This is a genomic window from Acidiphilium iwatense, from assembly GCF_021556475.1.
Classification (GTDB): domain Bacteria; phylum Pseudomonadota; class Alphaproteobacteria; order Acetobacterales; family Acetobacteraceae; genus Acidiphilium; species Acidiphilium iwatense.
The window spans coordinates 1-24,562 of the sequence record NZ_JAKGBZ010000028.1 but is presented as its reverse complement, the minus strand read 5'-3'; the positions used below and the strand labels follow the sequence as shown (position 1 = coordinate 24,562).

At 64.8% G+C, this 24,562-nt stretch carries 21 protein-coding genes and 1 tRNA gene; 7 read left to right on the top strand and 15 right to left on the bottom strand.

Annotation, left to right across the window (positions count from 1 at the left end):
• Nucleotides 1-13 precede the first annotated feature (13 nt).
• From L2A60_RS13530 to L2A60_RS13500, 7 genes are all read right to left on the bottom strand, one after another.
• Nucleotides 14-1,033 carry an alpha/beta fold hydrolase gene (locus tag L2A60_RS13530; protein ID WP_235704949.1) on the bottom strand — a complete coding sequence of 340 codons (1,020 nt, stop codon included), beginning with the start codon at nt 1,031-1,033 and terminating at the stop codon, nt 14-16.
• 71 nt (nt 1,034-1,104) lie between these two features.
• Entirely contained in the window at nt 1,105-1,632 is a 528-nt protein-coding gene (locus L2A60_RS13525) for an AmiS/UreI family transporter (RefSeq protein WP_235704948.1), read from the bottom strand.
• A 29-nt stretch (nt 1,633-1,661) separates the two neighbouring features.
• A complete protein-coding gene (locus L2A60_RS13520; protein WP_235704947.1) occupies nt 1,662-3,437 on the bottom strand; it encodes a nitric oxide reductase activation protein NorD in 1,776 nt (591 codons plus the stop codon).
• A gap of 28 nt (nt 3,438-3,465) precedes the next feature.
• Nucleotides 3,466-4,263, bottom strand: coding sequence for a CbbQ/NirQ/NorQ/GpvN family protein (locus L2A60_RS13515; RefSeq protein WP_235704946.1), 798 nt, complete (start codon nt 4,261-4,263; stop codon nt 3,466-3,468).
• Between the two features lie 77 nt (nt 4,264-4,340).
• A complete protein-coding gene (locus L2A60_RS13510; RefSeq protein ID WP_235704945.1) occupies nt 4,341-5,378 on the bottom strand; it encodes an aliphatic amidase in 1,038 nt (345 codons plus the stop codon).
• Nucleotides 5,379-5,942: 564 nt separating this feature from the next.
• Nucleotides 5,943-6,500: an ANTAR domain-containing response regulator gene (locus L2A60_RS13505; RefSeq protein WP_235704944.1), complete on the bottom strand. Its 558-nt coding sequence runs from the start codon at nt 6,498-6,500 to the stop codon at nt 5,943-5,945.
• Nucleotides 6,501-6,546: 46 nt separating this feature from the next.
• The gene (locus L2A60_RS13500) at nt 6,547-7,677 is read right to left on the bottom strand and encodes a transporter substrate-binding domain-containing protein (RefSeq protein ID WP_262312844.1); all 1,131 of its coding nucleotides are present in this window, start codon (nt 7,675-7,677) and stop codon (nt 6,547-6,549) included.
• A 425-nt stretch (nt 7,678-8,102) separates the two neighbouring features.
• Between L2A60_RS13500 and L2A60_RS13495 the strand changes: the two genes are divergently transcribed.
• Both L2A60_RS13495 and L2A60_RS13490 read left to right on the top strand, forming a co-directional pair.
• Nucleotides 8,103-8,603, top strand: a complete 501-nt coding sequence (locus L2A60_RS13495) for a type ISP restriction/modification enzyme (RefSeq protein ID WP_235704941.1) — start codon at nt 8,103-8,105, stop codon at nt 8,601-8,603.
• Nucleotides 8,604-8,711: 108 nt separating this feature from the next.
• The gene (locus tag L2A60_RS13490) at nt 8,712-8,924 is read left to right on the top strand and encodes a type II toxin-antitoxin system HicA family toxin (protein WP_235704940.1); all 213 of its coding nucleotides are present in this window, start codon (nt 8,712-8,714) and stop codon (nt 8,922-8,924) included.
• Between the two features lie 118 nt (nt 8,925-9,042).
• On the opposite strand, the gene L2A60_RS13485 is transcribed toward L2A60_RS13490, so the two are convergent.
• Nucleotides 9,043-9,118 (bottom strand) — tRNA-Lys (locus L2A60_RS13485).
• A gap of 183 nt (nt 9,119-9,301) precedes the next feature.
• Between L2A60_RS13485 and L2A60_RS13480 the strand changes: the two genes are divergently transcribed.
• From L2A60_RS13480 to L2A60_RS13460, 5 genes are read left to right on the top strand one after another with little or no spacing between them, the layout of a single operon-like run.
• Complete coding sequence (locus tag L2A60_RS13480) at nt 9,302-11,068, top strand: c-type cytochrome (protein WP_235704939.1); 1,767 nt, start codon at nt 9,302-9,304, stop codon at nt 11,066-11,068.
• Nucleotides 11,069-11,112: 44 nt separating this feature from the next.
• Nucleotides 11,113-11,679 (top strand): GNAT family N-acetyltransferase, encoded by a 567-nt coding sequence (locus L2A60_RS13475; protein ID WP_235704973.1) that lies wholly within the window; start codon nt 11,113-11,115, stop codon nt 11,677-11,679.
• Complete coding sequence (locus L2A60_RS13470) at nt 11,676-12,554, top strand: carbon-nitrogen hydrolase family protein (protein ID WP_235704938.1); 879 nt, start codon at nt 11,676-11,678, stop codon at nt 12,552-12,554. Before L2A60_RS13475 ends, L2A60_RS13470 begins: the two co-directional genes overlap by 4 nt.
• Entirely contained in the window at nt 12,551-13,720 is a 1,170-nt protein-coding gene (gene lpxB, locus L2A60_RS13465) for a lipid-A-disaccharide synthase (protein ID WP_235704937.1), read from the top strand. The genes L2A60_RS13470 and lpxB overlap by 4 nt, the downstream gene beginning before the upstream one ends.
• Before the next feature lie 32 nt (nt 13,721-13,752).
• Entirely contained in the window at nt 13,753-14,478 is a 726-nt protein-coding gene (locus tag L2A60_RS13460; protein WP_235704936.1) for a glutathione S-transferase, read from the top strand.
• Nucleotides 14,479-14,630: 152 nt separating this feature from the next.
• On the opposite strand, the gene L2A60_RS13455 is transcribed toward L2A60_RS13460, so the two are convergent.
• The 7 genes from L2A60_RS13455 to betB all read right to left on the bottom strand — a co-directional run bounded on the left by L2A60_RS13455 (nt 14,631) and on the right by betB (nt 24,388).
• Nucleotides 14,631-16,001 (bottom strand): L-serine ammonia-lyase, encoded by a 1,371-nt coding sequence (locus L2A60_RS13455; protein WP_235704972.1) that lies wholly within the window; start codon nt 15,999-16,001, stop codon nt 14,631-14,633.
• 4 nt (nt 16,002-16,005) lie between these two features.
• On the bottom strand, nt 16,006-16,587 hold the full coding sequence (locus tag L2A60_RS13450; protein WP_235704935.1) for a sarcosine oxidase subunit gamma: 582 nt from the start codon (nt 16,585-16,587) through the stop codon (nt 16,006-16,008).
• Nucleotides 16,580-19,579 (bottom strand): sarcosine oxidase subunit alpha family protein, encoded by a 3,000-nt coding sequence (locus L2A60_RS13445; RefSeq protein WP_235704934.1) that lies wholly within the window; start codon nt 19,577-19,579, stop codon nt 16,580-16,582. The genes L2A60_RS13450 and L2A60_RS13445 overlap by 8 nt, the downstream gene beginning before the upstream one ends.
• Complete coding sequence (locus L2A60_RS13440; RefSeq protein ID WP_235704933.1) at nt 19,576-19,869, bottom strand: sarcosine oxidase subunit delta; 294 nt, start codon at nt 19,867-19,869, stop codon at nt 19,576-19,578. The genes L2A60_RS13445 and L2A60_RS13440 overlap by 4 nt, the downstream gene beginning before the upstream one ends.
• A gap of 18 nt (nt 19,870-19,887) precedes the next feature.
• Nucleotides 19,888-21,141, bottom strand: a complete 1,254-nt coding sequence (locus L2A60_RS13435) for a sarcosine oxidase subunit beta family protein (protein WP_235704932.1) — start codon at nt 21,139-21,141, stop codon at nt 19,888-19,890.
• A gap of 91 nt (nt 21,142-21,232) precedes the next feature.
• Complete coding sequence (gene betA / locus L2A60_RS13430) at nt 21,233-22,894, bottom strand: choline dehydrogenase (protein ID WP_235704930.1); 1,662 nt, start codon at nt 22,892-22,894, stop codon at nt 21,233-21,235.
• 33 nt (nt 22,895-22,927) lie between these two features.
• On the bottom strand, nt 22,928-24,388 hold the full coding sequence (betB, locus tag L2A60_RS13425; protein ID WP_235704929.1) for a betaine-aldehyde dehydrogenase: 1,461 nt from the start codon (nt 24,386-24,388) through the stop codon (nt 22,928-22,930).
• Between the last annotated feature and the right edge of the window lie 174 nt (nt 24,389-24,562).

Genomic DNA, 24,562 nt, shown 5'->3' with positions numbered 1-24,562 from the left:
GTTGATCAGCCGGTTAGCTTTTCAGCAGCTCCTTCAGCTTCCCGTCGATGAACTCGACATCTTTCGGGTTGGTGCCCGGCCCGCCGGCAAAATGCCCCCAGATTGACGGCACCGGCACGTAGGTCGCGTTCGGCATGTGCGCCACCTCGAACTGGCTGTCCTCCGGTGGGAAATAGAGATCTGTCTGGCCCGGCATGACATAGGCTTTTGCCTTGATCGAACCGAGCGTCTTGCGAAAATCGCCGTGGTAGATCTCGTTCGCGCTGATGTCGCCGTGCTGCCATGTCCACAGCATTGCCAGAAGATTATTCGCATCCTTCGGCAGGAAGAATCCTTCCCAGAACGCGATCAGGAAATCCTCCAGCGACGAGTAGCCCAGCGCCTTGAGATCGAGTTCTTCGCGATAGAAGGCCTGTGAAAACCCCCATCCGGCATAAACGCGCGCCATCGCCCGCAATCCCTTGGCCGGCTTTGCCGTGTACCAGCCATCGGCGAATGCCGCATCCGCCGTCAGGGCGGCCTTGACGCCTTCGAGAAAGACGAAATTATGGCGGGAGCATTTCGCCGAGCCGCAGAACGGCGCGATGCGCTCCACCATGTCGGGGTACATCGCGCCCCAATGGAAGGTCTGCAGCGCGCCCATCGACCAGCCCGTGACCAGACGGATGCGCTCGATGCCGAATCGCTCCGCCACCAGCCTGTGCTGCGCGCTCACATTGTCGTAGGCGGTCACTTGCGGAAAGCGCGGCCCGTCATACGGCTCGGGCATGTTGCTCGGCGACGAGGACAGTCCATTCCCCAGCATGTTGGGAATGACGATGAACTGGCGCGCCGGATCGAGCGCGCGGCCCGCGCCGATCAGCCACTCATTGGCGTCGTGCTGGGCGGAATACCAGGTCGGGTAGACGATCGCATTGTCCTTCGCGGCATTCAGCGTGCCGAAGGTCTTGTAGGCGAGCCGGCATCCCCGAAGCGTGGCGCCGCCCTGCAGCCGGAAATCGCCGAGTTCGAAAATCTCGTAATCCACGGACATGGTGAGTTCTCCCGTTCATCAACGCGGACGGCACGAACGGAAATCTGCCGTGCCTGCCCGCCGGATTCTGGTCAATGCGCGCCGGGCATGGCGCCGGTCAGCAGAAGATAGCCCGGAACCCAGCAGGTATAGATTCCCTGAAGCACGCAGATCACTCCTGTAGGTTTTGCAAGACTACTCCGTCCGAGCGCCAGGTTCAGGAAGAACAGAAACCAGAGCACGCACCACGAAAGCCAGCATAGCGAAAGCCAGTAATCCCAGATTGTCGCGGCCTGGACAAAACCCTGGATGAAGACCGGCACGGTGGTGATCGCGACGAAAAGGCAGAACCATCCGAGTCCGCGTCCGTCGGAGTTGTTCCAGCGATTCCACGCGACCCAGATATAGGTAAAGCTGAACAGGCAGATGAGAGCTGCAGATTTCACCGTTGCCGGATCGGCCCCCGGACCGAAAGCCGAATACAAGGCGACGGCGAGCGTCAGCAGACCGACAAACGTATTGATGATCGGGATCTCGCGATCCCCGATCCTGCCGAGCAGCCACAGGCCATTCAGGCACAGAACCGCGCCGACCCAAAACAATACCAAACCGAGTAGCATGTTATCCTCCCGTTAGTTTTTGCATTCAGTTACGTCGTCAGACGGACATAGAGAGCGGCTGCGCATTCAGGCAGTTTTTCGATCCGGTCGACATGCAGAACCCGGCGCGCGCCGAACATGCGATGAAGATAGTTCTCGCCCTCGCCATCGAGCCCGATGCAGAAAACGTCGATGCCGTCGCGCGCGAGCGCGTGCGCCGCGTGGCGCGCATCTTCCACCAGGTATTTGCGATCGGCGATGTCGATGTCGGAGGGTTCGCCATCGGTGATGACGAGAAGCAGTTTCCGGTAGGATTGCCTCAGGGCGAGTTCGGCGCCGGCATGGCGCAGGGCGGCGCCGATCCGGGTCGAATATTCACCGGCGAGGCCGGCGAGGCGTTGCTCCGCCAATGCGCCATGCGGTTCGGCAAAATCCTTGATCCGGTAATAGCGGACGTCGTCGCGCTTGTTCGAGCAGAAGGCGCGGATCGCGAACAGATCGCCGCTGCGCTCCAGTGCCCGCGCCAGCAGCGCCGCCGCCTCGATCTCGAGGTCGAGAACCCGCTGACCGCTCACCGGGCTTCGGTCGTTGGTCGAGCGGGAACCGTCGAGCAGGAGCAGCACGGAAAGATCGCGCATCCTCCGCTCGAATCTTGTATAGATCCTGGGGTCCGGCGTTAGCCCGGTCCGCTGATCGATGGTGGCCGTGAGTGCTGCATCGAGATCGAATTCCTCGCCGTCGGGCTGGCGGCGCAACCGGGTCGATCGGCTGATGCGCGCCGGCTGGATGACTCCGACCATGCGCTCCAGCAGCGCGTGATGCCGATGCAGCAGGAGGGCGAGCGGCCCGGCATCGCCGAGGGCCGGCTGGTACTCGACCAGAGTCGTCCAGTCGAGCCGTGCGGCGCCGATCAGATGATCCCATTCCGGATAGCGCGCGATCGGAATTCCGGCCTCCGGATCGATCGGTGTCAGGCGAACCTTGTCGGCGTCATCTGGCGGAGACCCGGACTGAGGCGGCTTGCCGTCATCCGGTTCCAGCCGTGCCGGCAGCGGCAGGGCGTCGTCGTCTGCGGCTTCATCGCCGGTGCGTTCGAAATGCCATAATCCCTTGTTGTCATCCCGATAAACCGGCTCGACGACGTGGCGAAGCCCATCGAATTGCAGCCGCATCTGGCCAAGATCGTTGCCGAGCAGGCCGCCGATCCGCCGGCTGTTCGCGGGATCGTGCCACTCCGGCTCGGCCTCGAAAAACAGGCGCCGGGCTTTCGCGATCCAGCCGTCCGGGTCGGCGTGATCCGGCGCGATCAAGGCACGCGCCAGCCGCGCCATCAGCGACGCGGCGGTCGGCGACGCGGTTGGTTCCGCCACGTGATAGGGCTGCCAGTAATGCCCGAGTCCGGGCAGGCCGCGCATCGCGAGATGCTCGACCCGCGCATCCTCGATCAGCGAGATCAGCGCGATCTGCATCGGCTTGAGGCTACCAGCCGGAAAGCGTCTTCCGCCATGGTGGAGATGCGCTTGCACATGCGCGAGTGCCGCGAGATAGAGATGTCTTCCCTGCGCGCCCGAATACCCCCGGAATGTCGCGGGTGCGAGGATGGTAGGCCCCGAGAAACTGGTGCGGCGCTGCCCGCCATCGGGATCGGCGGCAGCGACGCGCAGCAGTGGTGCCAGGCCCCAGAGCGCGGTTCCGAAATAGGCAAGCTGCCGCTCCAATGTATCGAATCTGTCGCCGCCGCCGAACCGCGCGAAACTGGAGACCTCCCATCTTCCGATGCCGCCGTGCGCGGGATTCGCCGCCGGGGCGGCGCCGTCTTCCGGCAAGCGGGTGTTGCGGAGTGCGTGCATCCGCTCAGACGCAGGCCGCGACCGCGGCGCAGAGCGCGCCGCGCAGATCGGTATCGTCGGTGATCGGCAGGATCAGGGCGATACGGCAGGCGGCTTCGAGCTGAATTCCATGCTTCAGCAATTGTCCAGCATGGATCAGCATCCTTGTGGACGCGCCCTCGGCGAGGCCGTGACCGCGCAGATTGCGCGAGCGCTCGCCGATCGTAACCAGGAGTGCTGCCGCGTCGGGGCCGATCCCGGCCTCGTGCGCGACAATCTCGGCTTCGACCTCGGCTTCGGGATAGCCGAACTCGATCGCGCAGAAGCGCTGCTTGGTCGATTCCTTCAAATCCTTGAGAATGCTCTGATAGCCCGGATTGTAGGAAATCACGAGATGAAAGCCGGCATGCGCGCGCACCAGCTCGCCTTTTTTCTCGAGCGGCAGGATCCGCCGTTCGTCGGTCAGCGGATGGATCACCACGGTCGTGTCCTGCCGCGCTTCGACGATTTCGTCGAGATAGCAGATCGCGCCATGGCGCACCGCGAGGCAGAGCGGTCCGTCATGCCAGATCGTGCCGTTGGCATCGAGCAGAAACCGGCCGACGAGATCGGAGGCGGTCATATCCTCGTGGCAGGCGACCGTCACGATCGGCTTGTTCAACTTCCAGGCCATGTGCTCGATGAATCGCGTCTTGCCGCACCCGGTCGGGCCTTTCAGCATGACCGGCAGGCGCATCGCATAGGCCGCTTCGAACAGGGTAATTTCATCGCCGACCGGGCGATAATACGGCTCGTCGGCAATATAGTGGTCAGACAGAATCATCTCGGCGAATATCCCACGGGAGAACCAGGATCGGGCCAGTGGGGCGGGCCGCGCGTACGGCCCGCCCGGCGGGTGCGTCAGCGATGCGCCGCCATCTCGTTCGGGATTCCATCGAGCGGACATTCGTCGGTGCCCACGGTAGGCCGGGTTATCGCTTCCACCATCTCGCGCGTTGCGTCCGGATCAGTAACCCATTTCTGATAGAAATCGTAGGGAATCTGGGCGACGCCACGCGGATCTTCGCGGGAATTGATCTTGCCGGTGTAGCCGCGATGCAGAAGCTTGAAGAGATGATTCTCGGACTGCATGGTCCGGCGCGCATCCCGGATCAGGGATTTGGAAAGTACGCCATACTGAATGCCGTTTTCCTCCTCGCCGCATTCGCCCAGGGTGCGGCCATCGAAACCGATGATGGCGGAATGGCCGAAATAAGAATACACACCGTCGAATCCAGCGGCATTCGCGACTGCGACATAGACGTTGTTGGCCCAGGCCATCGCCTTCGCCATCAGCACCTGCTGGTCCTTCGCCGGATACATGTAGCCCTGGCAGCGCACGATGAGTTCGGCACCCTTCATCGCGCAGTCGCGCCAGATCTCGGGATAATTGCCGTCATCGCAGATGATCAGGCTGATCTTGAGCCCCTTGGGTCCTTCCGACACATAGGTGCAGTTGCCGGGATACCATCCTTCGATCGGCACCCACGGCATGATCTTGCGATATTTCTGAACGATTTCACCCTTGTCGTTCATCAGGATGAGCGTGTTGTAGGGCGCCTTGTGCGGATGCTCCTCATGCTGCTCGCCGGTCAGCGAGAACACGCCCCACACCTTGGCGCTGCGGCACGCCTCGGCAAAAATCTCGGTTTCTTCGCCCGGCACGGCCGAAGCCGTTTCATACATCTCCTTCGAATCATACATGATTCCGTGCGTGCTGTATTCAGGAAACACGACCAGGTCCATGCCGGGCAGGCCGATTTTCATGCCCTTCACCATGTCCGCGATTTTGCGCGCGTTGGCCAGCACCTCCGCTCGGGTGTGCAGGCGCGGCATTTTGTAGTTCACGACAGCAACGCCGACCGTGTCCTTGCTGCTCGAGATATCGCCATGAAACATTGTTAGTCTCCTTCCCAAAATCTACGTTCATGCCCGTTTCGGGCGACCAGACCGCATCGTCAGTTCCGACGGGCCAATCTTCGTTGGTTCGCGGGTTTTGAGGCACTGCCGGCATATGGGATCGGGACATTGAAAATCCGTCTCGAAACGCGATCGCCCGCGCATCGGCAAAAGATTTCCCTTTGCCGCAGACCGGAATTTTTCCGATCATGCGACACATCACCATCCCGGATCACCGCAACAGCCTTACCGGCCTAAAGGCACCCCCGCGCGGCGGCGCCTGGATAGTCTCTAAAAGAACCAATCGACGAAACATTGTCCGCCGAAATGGAACGGTTTCCTGGATTTCCTACGGAAATCCGAAAAATCCGCCGCCATCGCGGCCCTCAAACCCTGCGCTCTGTTCCAAGAGAACCGTTTATCGAAGTTCATGTTTTCTCCGCATGGCCAAAACGAAAAACCCCCCACAGCGACCGTAACGGCCGTCATGGGGGGCAACATTGCCCTGATTTCAATTTTCGGCGACCCTGTTGTCGCCAGCGACAAAGCGCTTCGGGAGAAGATTTAACCCGCGGGTTCCCCGATGTCAACGATCTTTGTCGCAACCGCGCTGACGGAGAGTCTTTGTCGCATCGCCTGGGCACGCAGATAGCCGTAGGCTTCGTCTTCACCAATATTGCGCGCCTTCATCAGAATGGTTTTCGCGCGCTCGATGCTGCGCATCGCACGCAGTGTCCCGTCGAGCTTTTCAAGCCGTCCGCGCAACCGCCGCTCATAGGTGAAGCGGCTGCGTGCCAGCAACAGGCAGGACAGAATCGCCGGGGAGGAAAAAGGCCGGTGCAGGATCGCTTCCGGCGCCGTCTTGCGCAACAGGTCAAGGTCGATTCGCATGCCGGGGGAGATCAATGCGACGAGAGCAGCTTTCGGCGCTCCCGGCAGCCATGGCAGCCGCGCCGCGAGGCTGGGCACAAGGTCGCAGAAGATCACATCCGTATCGGCAGGCAGCATCTCGGGTATCGGCCAGATATGCCTGATCCGGTTGCGCGTGCGCTGCAGGTCCCGGATCAGCGCTTCGCCGGAACCATCCCGCTCCGTCGCAACCACGATGTCGATATCGGTCATTTCAGGAGGCAGCGCGGCCGGTACCGTCGTCATTGGTCTGGTTTTCCTAATAGGCCGTCAGAAACGGGTCGGCCTGGACCGGGGCGAAGGATTGATGGACCAGGTCGAATTGTCCAAGGCGGTTCGCCCGTCCGATCCTGGTCCACAGATCCGTGTGGTTACTCAGCGGATTGATGCTGATCCTGCCTTGTGGCGCGTCGAAGTTCGAGCCGAGGACCATCGGCCGCAGGATGTCCGGGTCCATGGAATTCGTCGCTTCCAGGGCCTTGGCGAAGATATGCATTTGAAAATAGGCGGCTTCGGCGCACATGTTCGTCGGTTCGTCGTCGCCGTATTTCTTCTTGTAGCTATTTACGAAAATTCTGTTCGAATCGCTTTCGAGATTCTGAAAATACGGTGCGGCGGTAATGTGATGCTCACCGACATCGAAACCCATCGCGCGAATTTCAGTCTCCGTGGTGGTCAGGCTGGCGATCGGCGTCGTCTTCGGATTCAAATTCGCGTCCGCAAAACTCTGATACAGATAGATCGTGGCATCGCCGACCACGGTCGAGAAAATGGCGTCCGGCTGCAATTCGCGAATCTCGCGCATGACCGGCAGGAAATCGCGCCGGCGTGCGTGCAGGCTCAGATAGGTTTCTCCAACTACATCGCCGCCGTGCTTCTGAATCGCCTCGCGCATGATTCGGTTGGACTCATGTGGGTAGATATAATCCGAGCCGATGAAATAAAAACGGCGGCCATAGGATTTTATAAGATGTTGGCAGAGTGCAACGCTATTCTGATTGGGCGCCGCGCCAGTATAAATCACATTGGGCGAAAATTCGAACCCTTCGTACAAGGTCGGGTACCATAACAAGCCGTTGAGCCGTTCCACGACGGGCAAGACCGCCTTGCGGCTGCTCGATGTGTAGCACCCGAAGATCATTGTCACGTCGTCGGCGATCAACAATTGCTTGGCATAACGGCCAAAGGAGGACAGCTCGGACGCGGGATCATAGAAAACTGGAACGATCTCGCGGCCGTTCACGCCGCCTCGCTCGTTCACTTCCTCGATCGCCAGCAACGTGCCGCGGCGCTGCGTTTCCTCGATCACGGCCATGACCCCGGTTCGGGAGAACAGACCTCCCACTCGCCAAGGAGCGTCGGTTTTGGTCTCGTTCCTGGACTTCGACATAGTCCCCCCATGTCAGGAGCATCGCGGCGGCCGGTCGTTCCGAATTGATCGGCCGAAGCGAATCCTGTCTGCGGATGGCGGTTCCGCAAAGAGCCCGCCAGCCGCGATGGCGCGATATTTTCTTTGGCCGCGCCGCCATGCCTGCACCCGGTTTCCGGGCATCATCATATCGGCGGCGCCGCCGGATTGTAACAGCCTTTCCCGTCAAGACAACGTTATTCCCAATCATGAATTTTTCTCCGTGAATTCAAGGGCTCAAAACATGTGCTGGCTGAACCGCGCGGATGGTACTGCTGCACGCGCTCGCGACGATGTATTCTCCTGGTTATCTCACCGAAAACGCGGCGAGTTCCGGGCGGATTTTCCCTGTGTCACCCCTTCCACCGGCCTATCCGGGTCGAGCAGAGCGGCGATTTGCGCGCCGAGTGCGGCGGAACGGTGGAAGGGGTGACACAGGGAAAATCCGCCCGGAACTCGCCGCCATCGCGGTGCCGCAAGGGCAGGATTTCGCGCTCACCGCCGGCTGGGGCAACCGGACCGACAAGGGCGTCACCATGCCGGGCAAGGGCAGCGTCAAATCCCGCCTTTATGCCGGGACCGAAGCGGCAACCGCGACACAGGCTGCCCTGCTCGGCGAGGCGACACGCGATATCCATCTCAACTCCTCGACCTACTGGGCCAACATCCTCGAACGCGTCTGGGAAACCCATATCGGCGGCGATCAGGTGATCAAGAAATGGCTCTCCTATCGCGAGCGCAGAATCATCGGCCGTGCGCTCACGCCCGATGAAGTGCGCCCTGTGATGGAAACCGCCCGCCACCTCGCCGCCATCCTGCTGCTCGGCCCCGAACTCGATGACAGCTTCCGCGCCTGCGCCGCCGCGCATGTTCCGCTCGCCATCCACCAGCCGATCGCGGCCGATTAGCCCCGCGCGCATAGGGCGTGCCAAGGCGCTGGCGCTGCGCGTCCTCGCCGAGCGGATCGAACACGGCGAACCCCTGCCGGCAGAAGCCACCCCGCTCTTCGCCGCCGCGTGAGCGCATGGCCGGCGGCCAAGGCGCGGCGCGTTCTGGCGGCCCTTGAACGGATCGGCTGGCGGATCGAGCGCACGACCGGATCGCACGTCATGCTGAGTCGCGCCGGCTGGCCCGATTACGTGTTCGCTTTCCCTGACGGCGATGAGATCGGCCAGCGTATGATGGCGCGGATCGCGAAGCATACCGGCTTGCAGCCGCGCGACCTGTAACGCGATGTCGCCCGGCGGATCAGGCTGACCGCCCGCCGCCGATGCCCCAGTGATACCCCACTACTGGAATCGCCTGCCGGATCGACAAGAAACCGGACGCTAAGTCATTGATTTGGAATGGTGGGCGCACAAGGATTCGAACCTTGGACCCGCTGATTAAGAGTCAGCTGCTCTACCAACTGAGCTATGCGCCCATTCCCGATGCGATGCGGTCAGGCGACCGGATCGCCGAAGCGCGTCTAGCAAGATCATCCGCCCCTGTGAAGAGCCGCGTTGCCGTTGGCCGGCGGCGTGCCTCTTGATCAAGCGGCAAAATTGGCGAATTAAGCCTTTGCAACGGCGCGATTGCGCCGCGTTCACCGTTTGCCCGAAGGTCGATGATGTCGAACTCCCCGCCGCCCGCGCCGAACCACGCTGGATCGAGGCTGTCGAAGCTGAAGCGACCGATCTGGGGTGCGGCGGCACTCGTTTCCCTGTTCGGGGTGGTGATCGGGGCCAATTTCGCGTTCGGAGATGCGTCATCGGCCTATCTGCCGGCGCCGATCGCAGCCTCGCCGGGCGCCTATCCGATGATGCCCAAGCCCGACATCAAGGGGATGAGCCCGCAACAGGCGGCGGTGGTTCAGCGCGGCGAATATCTCGCCACGGCGGCGGACTGCATGCCCTGCCACACCGCGCCGGGCGCCAAATCCTTCACCGGCGGGCTTTCGGTGGTAACCCCATTCGGCACCCTGTATTCGCCGAACATCACGCCGGACAAAGCCACCGGCATCGGCAAATGGACCGGCAAGCAGTTCTGGAACGCGCTGCATTACGGCACGGCCCCCGGCCATTCGCTGCTGGTGTTCCCGAAATTCCTATACCCGGCGATGCCCTACACGTCCTATTCCAAGCTCTCGAAGCCGGATGTGCTGGCGATCAAGGCGTATCTCGACGCCATCCCGGCGATCGACGCGCCGCACGTTCCCAACAAGCTGATGTTCCCGTTCAACATCCGGGCCATGCTGCTCGGCTGGCGCATCCTGTTCTTCCGCGCGCATCCGGTGCACTACGCGAAGGGCTGGAGCCCGGCGGTGCGCAATGGTGCCTATATCGCCCAGGCGCTGGCGCATTGCACCGAGTGCCATTCGCCGCGCAACCTGCTGTTCGCGGTCAAGTCGGACGAGACGCTCGCGGGCGGGCAGATCGTCGGCGAAAGCTGGTTCGCGCCGAACATTTCCTCGTCGAAGCGCTATGGCATCGGCGGCTGGAATCGCGCCGATCTGGTCGCCTATCTGCACAATAGCGGCAATATGCGCCGGGGTTCGGCGTTCGGCCCGATGAAGGCGGTGGTGGATTACAGCCTGAGCCAGTTGCCGAAATCCGATATCGAAGATCTCGCCGCCTATCTGCAGACCGCGACCCCGCCGCGCCGCACGGCGTTCAAGGCATCGGCCAAGAACGCGACGATCGCGCAGGGTGCCGCTCTCTATGCCCGGAATTGCGCCGCCTGCCATCAGCCGGGCGGCGAAGGCGTCATGGGCGTGTTCCCGAACCTCAAGGGCAATCAGGCCGCCTGGGGCGGACCGCCGGACGACGTGATCAGCGCGGTTCTCGCGGGGCTGCCGCCCTGGCACGCCAATGGCCCGGCGATGCCCGCCTTCGGTTCGATATTGGACGACCACCGGATCGCCGCCGTGACCAACTACGTGCGCACCGCCTGGAGCAATCCGGGTGCCGCGGACGCCACCGCAGCCAAGGTTCTGGCCCTGCGCGCGACCGCGCCGCCGCATGATGTCGCCGTCGCGGATGCGGACTTCCTCGACCCGCCGCCGGTCGCCTCGGCCGCCGCGCGCCGCCTGCAATGCCCGCTGCTGACCGATACGCTGATCGGCCCCGGCTCCGGCTGGATGCAGATCATGCGCGGCGCGACCCCGGCCACCTTGCCGAACCGGGCACGCATGCTGGTGGCGGCGCTGCGCAAGACCGATCCGGCGATTTCCGACAACCAGGCGTCGAACTATCTGCTCACCGCCTATTGCCCGGTGGTCGCCGAGCAATCCGGCATGTCGCTCGCCGCGAAGAAGGCCGCACTCGCGCGCTTCATGCAAAGCGCCCGGTCGATGCTCGCGCAGACCCAGGCCGGCGCGAAGCAGGGCAGTTGAGCGCCACGCCCCTGCGGATCGAGACGCTGCGCGGCGGCGCCATTCTGCCGCATCTCGACACGCTGGTGGCGCTGCGCATCGCGGTATTCCGCGACTGGCCGTATCTTTACGCCGGCGACGCGGCCTATGAGCGCAACTATGTCGCGACCTATGCGGCGAGTGCGCGGGCGGCGATCATCGTGGCGCGGGACGGCGATGCGATCGTCGGCGCCTCGACCTGCCTGCCGCTCGTGGATGAAACCGAGGCGATGCAGGCGCCGTTCAGGAATGCCGGGATCGATCCCGGCTCGGTGTTCTATTTCGGCGAATCGGTGCTGCTGCCGGCCTGGCGCGGGCATGGCGCCGGGGTCGCGTTTTTCGCGGCGCGCGAGGCCCATGCGATGGCGGTGTCCGACGCCGGTTTCGCTGCGTTCTGCGGGGTGATCCGCGATCCGGCCGATCCGCGCCGGCCGGCGGGAGCGGTGCCGCTCGACGCGTTCTGGGGCAAACGCGGTTTTGCGCCGCGACCCGGCCTGATCTGCCGGATGCGCTGGCGGGAAATCGGCCAGGATCGCGAGGCCGAAAACGCGCTCCAGGTCTGGATGAAGCGGCTGCGGGAGACCCCATCTTGACCGCCTTGCGCCTGGCGCTGGCGCCCTATCGGATCGGCCGGCCGCGCGGCCTTGATGATTTCCTCGCCGGGATCGAGGCGCTGCTGGCCGAGGCCAAGGCGGGCGGCGCCGATCTTCTGGTCCTGCCGGAATATACCAGCATGGCCCTGGCCGGCGGGTTCGTCGCCGAGCCCGATATCGCCGCCGAACTCGAAGCCGTGGTCGGCCGGGCGGATGCGCTGATCGCCGGGTTCCGCGCCCTCGCGCACCGCTTTGGGCTTCTGCTTCTCGCCGGCACGGTGCCGATGCGCGACGACAATGGCCGCATCCGCAACCGTGCGCCGCTGATCGACGGTGACGGAAAGATCGGCTTTCAGGACAAGCGGGTGATGACCCGGTTCGAGAGCGAGCAATGGGGCATCGCGGCCGGCGCGCCGCCTCGTGTGTTCGAGACCGATTTCGGGCGGATCGGCGTCGCGATCTGCTACGATTCGGAGTTTCCCTGGCTGGTGCGTGCGCAAGCGCTCGCTGGGGCGGATCTTATTCTGGTCCCCTCCTGTACCGACACGCTGCACGGGTTCAACCGGGTGTTCTGCTCCGCCCGCGCGCGCGCCCTGGAAAACCAGTGCTATACCGCCGTCGCGCCCACCACCGGCGCCGCGCCATGGTCCGCCACGGTCGATGAGAACCGGGGCTTCGCCGGCGCCTTCGGCCCGATCGATCGCGGTTTCCCGGCGGACGGGGTGATCGCGAGCGGCGTTCTCGACGCGCCAGATCTGGTTTTTGCCACGATCGACCGTGACCGGCTCGTCGCGACTCGGGCCGACCCGGCCGTGCGCAACCGCACCGACTGGCCGGACAATCCCGCACCCGCCGATGTGGCAGCGCTTCGGTGAGATTGGTCTATCTCGTCGCCGGCGAGGCGAGCGGCGACGTTCTGGGTGGCCGGCTGATCGCGGCGCTGCGGCGCCTTCGTCCGCGTATCGACATCGCCGGAATCGGCGGCGCGCGGATGGCGGAACAGGGACTCGAAACCCTGTTCCCGATGCAGGATCTGGCGGTGATGGGGCTCGCAGAAATCCTGCCGCGCGTGCTGAAACTGCGGGCGCGGCTCGATCAGGCGGTCGCGGACATCACGATGCGACGCCCCGATCTGGTCATCACCATCGACAGCCCCGGCTTCACCCTCCGGCTGCTGCGCCGGATCGGCGGGCTCGGGATCAGGCGCGTGCATTACGTGGCACCCCAGGTCTGGGCGTGGCGGCCGGGCCGGGTGAGGCATTTTCCCGGCCTGTGGGACCGGCTTCTGTGCCTGTTGCCGTTCGAGCCAGCGTTTTTCGCGCCGCACGGGCTGAACCCCCAATTTGTCGGCCATCCGGTGCTGGACTCGGGTGCCGGATCGGGCGATGCGGCGCGGTTCCGCGCGCGGTTCGGGCTCGACGCTTCGGCTCGCCCGCTCATCCTGATGCCGGGCAGCCGGCTGACCGAAACGCGCCGGCTGATGCCGGTGTTCCGCGAAACCGTGGCAAGACTCGCGCCCGCGCATCCAGACCTGGTGCCGGTACTCGCCGCCGCACCGGCGATCGCTCCGGAACTCTCCGCCGTGGCCGATTCCTGGCCGATCAAGCCGGTGATCGTGACCGATCCCGCCACCCGTTACGACGCTTTCGCGGGGGCTTCGGCGGCGCTGACCAAATCCGGCACCTCGACTCTGGAACTGGCGCTGGCCGGCGTGCCGATGGCGGTGACCTACCGGGTCAACCCGATCAGCGCGGCGCTGGCGCGGCGGCTGATTACCGTGCCGCACGTGGCGATGGTCAATCTTCTGGCCGGGCGCGCGCTGGTTCCCGAACTGCTGCAACGCGATTGCGCGCCGGATACCCTCGCCGCCACCATCAACACGCTATTGGCTGATCCGGCGAGCGCATCAGCGCAGCGCGCCGGCTTTGCCGAGGCACTGGCGCTGCTCGCCGCACCGAATGGCGCGACCCCGAGCGAGGCGGCGGCAGGTGCTGCGCTGGCGGTTCTGACCGATGATCGAAAAGAGCAACGCGACCCGTAGCATTGCCGCGGACGCGCCCCCATGTCGCGTCCATGCGCTACGAATTATACTATTGGCCGACGATCCAGGGGCGCGGCGAGTTCGTACGGCTGGCGCTTGAGGAAATTGGGGCCGACTACGACGATGTCGCGCGCGGTGACGGTGGGATGGCGGCGATGCAGCGCCTGCTGGACGGCAGGACAACGCCCCACGCCTCGTTCGCGCCGCCGTTCCTGAAGGCCGGGCGGCTGCTGATCGGCCAGACCGCCAACATCCTGCTGTATCTCGGTGAGCAGCACGGCCTTGCGCCGGCAACCGCCTCCGGCCGGCTCTGGGTGCATCAGCTCCAGCTCACCATCGCGGATCTGGTTGCCGAGATCCACGACACCCACCACCCGGTGGCGAGCGGCCTGTATTATCACGATCAGCGCGACGAAGCGGCCCGGCGCAGCGCCGATTTCCTGGCCAGCCGCGCGCCGAAATTTCTCGCCTATTTCGAGCGGATTCTGGAAAATCGCGACAATCCCCGGCATTATCTGACCGGTGCGGCGATCTCCTATGCTGATCTTTCGCTGTTCCAGGTCGTTGTCGGCCTGCAATACGCGTTCCCGCGCACAATGGGAAAAATCCTGCCGAAATACCGGCTGGTCGCCTCACTCGCCGAGCGGGTGAGCGCGCGGCCCCGGATCGTGGCCTATCTGGCCTCCGAGCGGCGGATTCCCTTCAACCAGGACGGGATTTTCCGCCATTACGATGAGCTGGATCACGCTTTCCCGTAGTTGCACCCAGAGCCTGTTTGGAAATTCGCTCCGGTGAGTGAGGCGGCGGTGTTTCGCGAGCACCGGGGCGGAGCGCACGTGCGGTGCGTGAGCACCGGAGTGCAGCAAAACGCCGCCGGATCGCCGCCGGAGTAGAATTTCCAGGCGGGCTCTCAACACTCGATGAAATTCGCCGCCAGCCCGCCCTGCGAGGTTTCCTTGTATTTCGTGTTCATGTCGGCGCCGGTCTGGCGCATCGTCGCGATCACCTGATCGAGCGACACACGGTGCGAACCGTCGCCGCGCGCGGCGAGCGAGGCCGCGCTGATCGCCTTGATCGCGCCGAACGCGTTGCGCTCGATGCACGGAATCTGCACCAGCCCGGCGACCGGGTCGCAGGTCATGCCGAGATGGTGCTCCATCGCGATTTCCGCCGCGTTTTCGACCTGCGCGTTGGAAGCGCCCCGCGCCGCCGCGAGCCCCGCCGCCGCCATCGAGGCGGCAACGCCAACCTCGCCCTGGCAGCCGACCTCGGCGCCGGAAATCGAGGCATTGGTCTTGAACAGCCCGCCGATCGCGGTCGCGGTGAGCAGGAAGGTTCGCATCCCGTCATGCGTCGCATCAGGGCAGAAATCGCGGTAGTAGCGCAGCACCGCCGGGATCACCCCGGCCGCGCCGTTGGTCGGCGCGGTGACAACCCGGCCGCCGGCGGCGTTCTCCTCGTTCACCGCCATCGCGAACAGGCTGACCCAGTCCATTTTTTCGTGCGGCGCGAGATCGTTGCGGCTGGTATCGCTGTCGAGCTGGACCCGGAGCGCCTTGGCGCGGCGCTTCACCTTGAGGCCGCCCGGCAATTCGCCGTCGTTGCGCATTCCGCGATCGATCCCCGCCATCATCGTCTCGATGACCCGGTCGACATGAGCCAACACCTCGGCCTCGGGGCGGAGGGAAAATTCGTTCGCCCGCACGATTGCCGCGATTGACAGGCCGGTGTCGCCACCGAGCCGGAGCAGATCGACGGCATTGGCGAAGGGGTAGGGCACCGGATCGGTGATCGCGCCGAGATCGGCCGGCGCATCCTCGCGCACCACGAACCCGCCGCCGACCGAGCACCAGCGCTCGGCGGCGAGCACCGCGCCCGCCGCGTCGAAGGCGGTGAAAGCCAGCGTGTTCGGATGGCGCGGCGTCGGCGATTCCCGGTCGAAGACGATATCGCTCGCCGGCGCGAAGGCGAGGTCGTGCCGTCCCGCGAGGGCGAACCGCCCCTGCGTCGCGACCTCGGCGACGATCCGGTCGGCCTGATCGGGATCGACGGTTTCGGGCGCCTCGCCGGCGAGCCCGAGGATCACCGCCTTGTCGGTGCCGTGGCCCTTGCCGGTCCAGGCCAGCGAGCCGAACAGGTCGACACGGATTTGGGTTACTCGGTCGGCGGAGCCATCCTTGGTCAGCCGCGCGGCGAACAGCCAAGCCGCCCGCATCGGCCCAATGGTATGCGAGGAGGACGGCCCGATGCCGATCTTGAACAGGTCGAATATGCTGATCATCATGTCAGGGTGTATTCTCCATGACCGGATACTCCCGGCCGATCTCCTTGAGAAGCGCCCAGACATAGGGCGCGAAGGAGCCCCAGACCTCGATGTGGAACCGCGTGGGTGCGGTTCGCCATAGCACGATTTCGGCCTTGGCGAATATGGTGCGCGTCGCCATGCCGACCGGGAAGGCGGCAAGGTCGAGATCGAGCGGGCAGCCGGCGCTGAGCATATCGGCCGCGTCCGCGCCGTCGAGCACGATTCCGGTCTGGCGGTGGCCGATATCGACCAGCGAAAACCGCCGGTCCGGCATTCCCCGATCGAGCGCCGCGGCGATCGCGGCGGAGTCGGCATCGTTGGCGAGCACCAGCCATTCGTCGGGGCCAAGCCTGAGGATCGCGCAACCCTCCCGCTCGGCGACATTATTGATCGGCCCCGCGAGATCGAGCCCGAGCGATGCGGACGCGGCGCCGATCGCCGCCTCGGGCAGGCGGAGCGAAAAGCGTGCCATCGGCACCGCCCAGCGCGCGCGGGGATCGCCGGCAAGGCCGTCGAGCGGCGCACGGCGCACCGGCGTCATCGTCATCGCGACATCAGCCATCGAGACGGCTCCCTTCGGGGTCGTAGAACACGGGTTCGGTGAGCGTCACCCGGACGGTGCGATCGGCCAGCGGAACGTGCAGCGTCTCGCCGAGCCGGTCGCGGCCGCTTCGCACCATCGCCAGCGCGATCGAGCGGTTGAGCTTCGCGCTCCAATAGGAGGAGGTGACGTGGCCGAGCATGGTCATCGGCGGCTTCTGGGCCGGATCGGCCACCAGATGCGCGCCCTCCTCCAGCACGAAACCGGGCTCCTCGGTCAGCACGCCGACCAGTTGCTTGCGGTCGTCCTGTGCGGCCATGCCGGCGCGGGCGAGCGCGCGCTTGCCGACGAAATCCGGCTTCGCCTTGCCGATCGCCCAGCCGAGCCCGACATCCTCCGGCGTCGCCGTGCCGTCGGTCTCCTGGCCGACGATAATGTAGCCCTTCTCGGCGCGCAGCACGTGCATCGTTTCAGTGCCGTAGGGAACCACGCCGTGCGGCTGGCCCGCCGCGAAAATGGTTTCCCACACCGCGCGGCCATACTCGGCGGGCACATTGACCTCGAAGCCAAGTTCGCCGGTGAAGCTGACCCGGAACAGCCGCGCCGGGACGCCGGCAACCCGGCATTCGGCGACGCTCATATGCGGCATCGAAGCCGCCGAGATATCCGCGCCCTCGACCAGGGGCGCCAGCACGTCGCGCGCTTTCGGCCCCTGCACCGCGATCACCGCCCATTGCTCGGTGGTCGAGGTGAGCCAGACGTTGAGGTCCGGCCACTCGGTCTGCAGATAATCCTCCATCGTCGCCAGCACGCGCGGCGCACCGCCGGTCGTGGTGGTGACGTGGAACCGATCCTCGGCGATCCGCCCGACCACGCCATCATCGACGATGAAGCCGTCCTCGCGCAGCAGCACGCCATAGCGCAACCTTCCGGGCTTCAGCTTGGTCCAGGCATTGACGTACAGGCGATTGAGAAACTCGGCGGCATCCGGCCCGACGATTTCGATTTTGCCCAAGGTGGACGCATCGAAAATGCCCACCGCTTCGCGCACCGCCCGGCATTCGCGGGCGACCGCCGCGCGCATATCCTCGCCCGGCTCAGGAAAATAGCGCGCCCGCTTCCACTGGCCGACATCCTCGAACACCGCACCCCGTTCGGCGGCCCAGCCATGGATCGGCGTTTCGCGCACCGGCTCGAATAATTCGCCGCGCGCATAGCCGGCGAAATAGCCGAACGGCACCGGCGTGTAGGGCATGCGAAACGTCGTCGTGCCGATCTCGGGAATCGGCCGGCCAAGGGTTTCCGACACGATGCCGAGCGCGTTCATGTTCGAGGTCTTGCCCTGATCGGTCGCCATGCCGGTCGTGGTGTAGCGCTTGACGTGCTCGATCGAGCGGAATCCTTCAGCGAGTGCGAGCTTGATGTCCTTCGCGGTGACGTCGTTCTGGAAATCGACGAAGGCGCGCACCGAAGCCGGATCGCGCCCATGCGGCACGGCGCCCAGAAATCCGCCGCGCGAGAGCGGCGCGGCTTCGACCGCGAAGTGGCGCACCTGCGCCGTCCCGCTCACGCCCGCCGCCTGATCGCCGGCATCGTATCCTGTCGCGAGCGTTGCTTCGAGCGTCTGTGCCCCGGCCGACGCGCCCGCCATGAGCGACGCTTCCGCCGGCGCACCGGGCACGAAAGCCTCGAGCGCGGGATCGAAGCGCAATTTGCCCCGGCTTTGCGAAAACAGGTGCACGCTCGGGGTGAACCCGCCCGACATCAGCACGAGATCGCACTCGATCCGCTCGGCGCGGCCAACCTTGCCGTCGGCGATGGGCGCCAGATGAGCCGCGCTGACCCGGAGCTGGCCGTCGGTGCCGCTGATCGTCGTCGCTGGCCGGACCGGCAATCCGGCGGCACGCGCCGCATCGATCCACGCACCCTCCGGCGCCCCCCGGAGATCGGCGATCGCCGCGATCTCGACTCCCGCCCGATGCAGCGCCAGCGCCGCGCGATAGGCTTCGTCATGCGCGGTGAAAATCACCGCGCGGCGGCCCGGTTTCACCGCATAGCGCTCGACATAAATCCGCGCAGAGTCGGCGAGCATGATTCCCGGCCGGTCATTGTCCGGGAACACCAGCGGCCGCTCGATCGCACCGGCCGCGATCACCACCTGCTTCGCCCGCACCTGCCAGAGCCGGCCGCGCGGCGCCGCGTCGTCCGGTTCGCCCTGATAGCCGGTCAAATCCTGCGCGAGCCCGACCATGTTGTGCGGAAAATAGCCGAATGCGATGGTGCGCGGCAGAACCGTCACCCGATCGAACGCGCCGAGCCGCGCGAGAGTCGCCGCCAGCCAGTCCTGCGCCGCGAGCCCGTCGATCCGCGCCTCGGTTTCGGCGAGCAGCGAGCCGCCAAGCTCGGATTGTTCGTCGCAGATAATGACCCGCGCGCCGGCTTCCGCGGCGGCGAGCGCCGAGGCGAGGCCCGCTGGTCCCGCGCCGATCACCAGCACGTCGCAATGCGCGTAGCGCTGCGCATAGCGCGCCGCGTCGGGCGCTTTCGGCGCGCGCCCGAGCCCCGCCATCGCCCGGATGCGCGGCTCGAACACCCGCGTCCAGGCGCGGCGCGGCCACATGAAGGTCTTGTAGTAGAAACCGGCCGGGAAGAAGCGCCAGAGCCGGTCGTTGATGCTGCCGGCATCGCGTTCGAGCGAGGGCGAACGATTCTGACTAACAGCGCTCAGGCCATCGTAAAGCGAAATCTGGGTCGCGACCAGATTCGGCGTGTAATGCGCCTCGTCCCGCCCGACACCGACCAGCGCGTTCGGCTCCTCCGCGCCCGCCGAAACGATACCGCGCGGCCGGTGGTACTTGAACGAGCGGCCGACCAGATGAACGCCGTTCGCGAGCAAAGCCGAGGCAATCGTATCGCCCGCGAGCCCGCCATAGCGCCTGCCGTCGAAGGTGAAGGAGAGCGGCTGCGCGCGATCGACGCGCCCGCCATCCGGCAGCCGGAACGCCTCACTCATGGCTGTTTTCCTTCGGTCCGGTCGGGCCGCGCCTCACCCATTTTGTAGGTGGCGACGAAATGATCGGTCACGGTGTCGCGCAGCGCGTTGAAGAACCGCCCGCAGCCGCGGATATGCCGCCAGCGTTCGGCGTGCAGGCCACGGGCATTGCCGCGAACGTAGAGATACTCGGTCCAGGCCTCATCGGAGGTGGCGCGCGGATCGGCCGCCCGCGCGATATGCGCTTCGCCGCCATAGGCGAACTCGATCTCGGGGCGTTGACCGCAGAACGGGCAGGTGATCAGCAGCATGGCGGGCAACCTTTGGCGTTAGTGGGCGACGGCGGCGGCGGCGGCTTCATCGATCAGCCGGCCGGACTGGAAGCGCCCGAGATTGAACGGCGCGTTGATCCGGTGCGGCTCGTCCTTCGCCAGGGTCCAGGCGAACAGATGGGCCGAGCCGGGTGTGGCCTTGAAGCCGCCGGTGCCCCAGCCGCAATTGACGTAGAGCCCCGACACCTCGGTCTTCGCGATGATCGGCGAGCGGTCCGGCGTGACATCGACGATGCCGCCCCAGTTGCGCAGCATCCGCATCCGCCGGAACATCGGGAACAACTCGCAGATCGCTTCCAGCGTATGCGCCGAAATATGCATCGCACCGCGCTGGCTGTAGGAAATATATGCATCCGTGCCGGCGCCGATAACGAGTTCGCCCTTGTCGGACTGGCTGATATAGGCGTGGATCGTGTTTGACATGATAACGCACGGCACGATCGGCTTCACCGGCTCGGAGACCAGCGCCTGCAACGGGTAGCTCTCCAGCGGCATGCGCTGCCCGGCCATCGCCATCAGCACCGAGGTATTGCCGGCGGCGACGATGCCGAGTCGATTCGTGCGGATCGCGCCGCGCGAGGTCTGCACTCCGGTCACCTTGCCGGCCGCGTCGCGATCAATGCCGGTGACCTCGCAATTCTGGATGATATCGACACCGAGCGCATCCGCGGCACGGGCATAGCCCCAGGCAACCGCATCGTGCCGCGCGGTTCCGGCGCGCCGCTGCAATGCCGCCCCGAGCACCGGATAGCGCATTCCCGGCGCGATGTTCAGCGGCGGGCAGAACGCCTTGGCCTCGGCGGCCGACAGCCATTCGTTATCAACCCCGTTCAGCCGGTTGGAATGGACATGACGCTTGAACACCTGCTCGTCATGCACATTGTGCGCGAGCATCAGCACGCCGCGCTGCGAGAACATGACGTTGTAGTTCAGGTCCTGGGACATGCGCTCCCAAAGCTTCAGGGCGTGATCGTAGAGCGCGGCGCTTTCGTCGAACAGATAGTTCGAGCGGATGATCGTGGTGTTGCGCCCGGTATTGCCGCCGCCGATCCAGCCCTTTTCCAGCACCGCGACGTTGCGGATGCCGTGCTCCCTGGCAAGGTAATAGGCGGTGCCGAGACCGTGTGCGCCGCCGCCGACGATGATCGCGTCGTAGGCAGGCTTGGGTTCGGGGTCGCGCCATTGCCGATCCCAGCCCTTCTGACCGTTGAGCGCTTGCCGGATCAGCGCGAAAGCAGAAAACCGCTGCATCTGGGGATTCCTCCAATTGATCGGATGATGCCACCGGCGCGGATTTGCCGCACGCACGCACCCGGCGCACGGCTTGAATATTTCCGACAGGTCAGCGCTGCGCTATCGCCCAATCCGCTGCCGTATAAAACGGCGCATTGCTCGGTGGCAGCAACGGCCCGCCCAGGATATGATCCGCCGCCTTTTCGCCGATCATGATGGTCGGGGCATTGAGATTGCCGTTGGTGATCCGCGGCATGATCGAGGAATCCGCGACCCTCAGACGATCGACCCCGATCACGAGCGTATCCGGCGCAACCACGGTCATAGGATCGTCGGGATCGCCCATTTTGCAGGTGCCGCATGGATGATAAGCGCTTTCCACGCTCCGGCGGATGAACGCGTCGATCGCGTCGTCGCTAGTCACCGAAGCGCCGGGCGCGATTTCCTCACCGCGATACGGCGCGAAGGCGGGCTGCGCGAAAATTTCGCGGGTCAGCCGCACGCAGGCGCGCATATCCGCCCAGTCGTCGGGATCGCTCATGTAGTTGAACGAAATTTTCGGCGCCGCCACGGGATCGGCCGAAGCGAGGCGCACGAAGCCGCGGCTTTTCGACCGCATCGGCCCGACATGGGCCTGAAACCCGTGTTGGGAGGCGATGGATTTGCCATCGTAGCGGATCGCGATCGGCAGGAAATGGTACTGGATGTCGGGATATTCGACACCCGGCCGCGAACGGATGAAACCGCAGCTCTCGAAATGGTTGGTGGCGCCGAGGCCATCATGGGCGAGCAGCCAGCGCAACCCGATCCGAGCCTTCGAGACCGGGTCCATCTTGGAATACAGCGTGATCGGCTGGGTGCAGCCGACCTGGAAATAGAATTCGAGATGATCCTGCAGATTGGCGCCGACGCCTTGCCGGTCGGCCACCACATCGATCCCGAGCGCACGCAGTTCTTCGCATGGCCCGACCCCCGACAATTTCAGCAGTTTCGGCGAATTGATCGCCCCGGCGGCGAGAATCACCTCGCGGCGCGCGCGCGCGTTAACGTCGCGCCCACCCCGGCGATACGCGACACCCACCGCCGTCCTGTCCTCGAACACGACGCGCGACACTAGGCTGTTGGTGTGAACCGTGAGATTTCGCCGCGCGAGTGCCGGTTTCAGATAGGCGTTCGCCGCGCTCCAGCGCCGGCCGCGATGAACCGTCATGTCCATCCGGCCGAAACCTTCCTGTTGATAGCCGTTCACGTCCGAGGTGACCGGATAGCCCGCCTGCTTTCCGGCTTCGATGAAGGCATGGTAAAGCGGGTTGCCGAGTGTGCCGTAGCGCGTATGCAACGGGCCGTCGGCGCCGCGATAGAGATCGCCGCCTTCGTCCCGTGTCTCGGCGCGCTTGAAATAAGGCAGCACGTCGCGATAGGCCCAGCCGCGCGCGCCCAACTCGGCCCAGTGCTCGAAATCGAAGGCGTTGCCGCGAATATAGACAAGCCCGTTGATCGAGGATGACCCGCCGAGCACCTTGCCGCGCGGTGTGTGCATCCGCCGATTGTCGAGATGCGGCTCGGGCTCGCTGTGATAGCCCCAGTCATAGCGAGGCATGTTCATCGGAATCGACAGCGCGCTCGGCATCTGGATGAACACCGACCGATCCGAGCCGCCGAATTCGAGCAGCAGCACCGAACTGCGCCCATCCTCGGTCAGTCGGTTCGCGAGAACGCACCCCGCCGATCCCGCGCCGACGATGACGTAGTCAAATTCCATCTCGCTCATGTCCAATGCTCCGAAGCCGGCGTTCACCCGCCGTTAGTACGGCGATTCGACGGGTGCCAACGCCACGTAGACGCTCTTGACGTCGGTATAGTGCTCGATCGCCGCCCTGCCATTTTCCCGGCCGTAACCCGACTGCTTCATGCCACCGAAGGGAAGCTCGATCGGCGTGACATTGTAGTGATTGATCCAGCAGGTTCCCGCTTCCAGGCGTGCGATCATGCGATGCGCGCGGGCGAGATCTCTGGTGAACACGGCGGCGGACAAGCCATACGGCGTCGCGTTGGCGCGGGCGATCACCTCGTCCTCGGTGTCGAATTCGAAAACCGCCATCACCGGCCCGAAAATCTCTTCCTGCGCAATCGGCATCGCATCCGAACATTGCGCGAAGATCGTCGGCTCCACGAAACAGCCGCGCCCGAGAGCACCGTCCATCCGGCGATTGCCGCCCGCGACAAGTTCGGCGCCCCCCATTTTTCCCGCTTCGATATGAGAGAGCACTTTGTCCATATGCTCAGGCGAAATCAGCGACCCGATCTGGGTTCGCGGATCGAGCGGATCGCCGATCGTAAGGCGCTGCGTCCGGGTTTTCACCGCATCGAGAAATCGGTCATAAACCCGGCGATGCACGAATACCCGCGTGCCGTTCGAGCAGATCTCGCCGGCGGAGTAGAAATTGCCGAGCATCGCGCCGGAAACCGCACTGTCGATATCCGCATCCTCGCAGACAATCAATGGCGACTTGCCGCCGAGTTCGAGGCTGACGCGTTTGAGCGTCGCCGCCGCCGCCATCGCCACCGCCTTTCCGGTCGGCACCGATCCGGTCAGCGAAATTTTTCGAATTTTCGGATGCAGGACCAGCAACCGCCCGGTTTCGGTGAAACCGTTGACCACGTTGAACAGGCCGTCAGGAAGACCCGCTTCCTTGAAAATGGCCGCGAGTTCCAGCGCGGTGAGCGGCGTTTGCGGCGCCGGCTTGAAGATGATCGCATTGCCGCAGGCGAGCGCGGGCGCCGCCTTCCAGCAAGCGATCTGCAGCGGATAGTTCCAGGCGCCGATCGCGGCGACCACGCCGATCGGCTCCCGGCGCGTGTAGCCGAAAGCGGTTTTACCGAGATCGACGAACTCGCCGGCGATCGTCGCCGCCAATCCGCCGAAATATTCCAGGCATTCGGCTCCCGAAACGATATCCACTGCTTCGGTTTCCTGAATCGGCCGGCCGGTATCGAGCGTCTCGATCCGTGCGAGATCCTTGAGGCGCGCTCTGAGCAAAGCCGCGGCGCGCAGCAGCACGCGCCCGCGTTCAGCACCGGTCGCCGCCGCCCAGGACGCCTGGGCTTCGCCCGCCGCTTCGACGGCGCGATCGACAATGTCCGAGTTCGCAACCTCGACGACCGCCAGCACGTCGCCGGTCGCCGGGTTACGATCCTCGAAGGTCTCGGCGCCAGCTTGCGGCCACGCCGTGCCGGCGATGAAAGCGGCACGCCTCGCGATCATGCCGCTTCACTCCGCCACGCCGCAAGATCCCCCGCCTTTTGTCGGATCGGGATCAAAACAGAAAACCCGCTTCCAGAATACCCGCGAACATGCCGGATTTGTTCCCGCTCGTGCCGTAGCCGAAGCCGGGCAGATAGCTCGAGAGATGGGCGTAAGCGAGGGTCGTGCGCACGA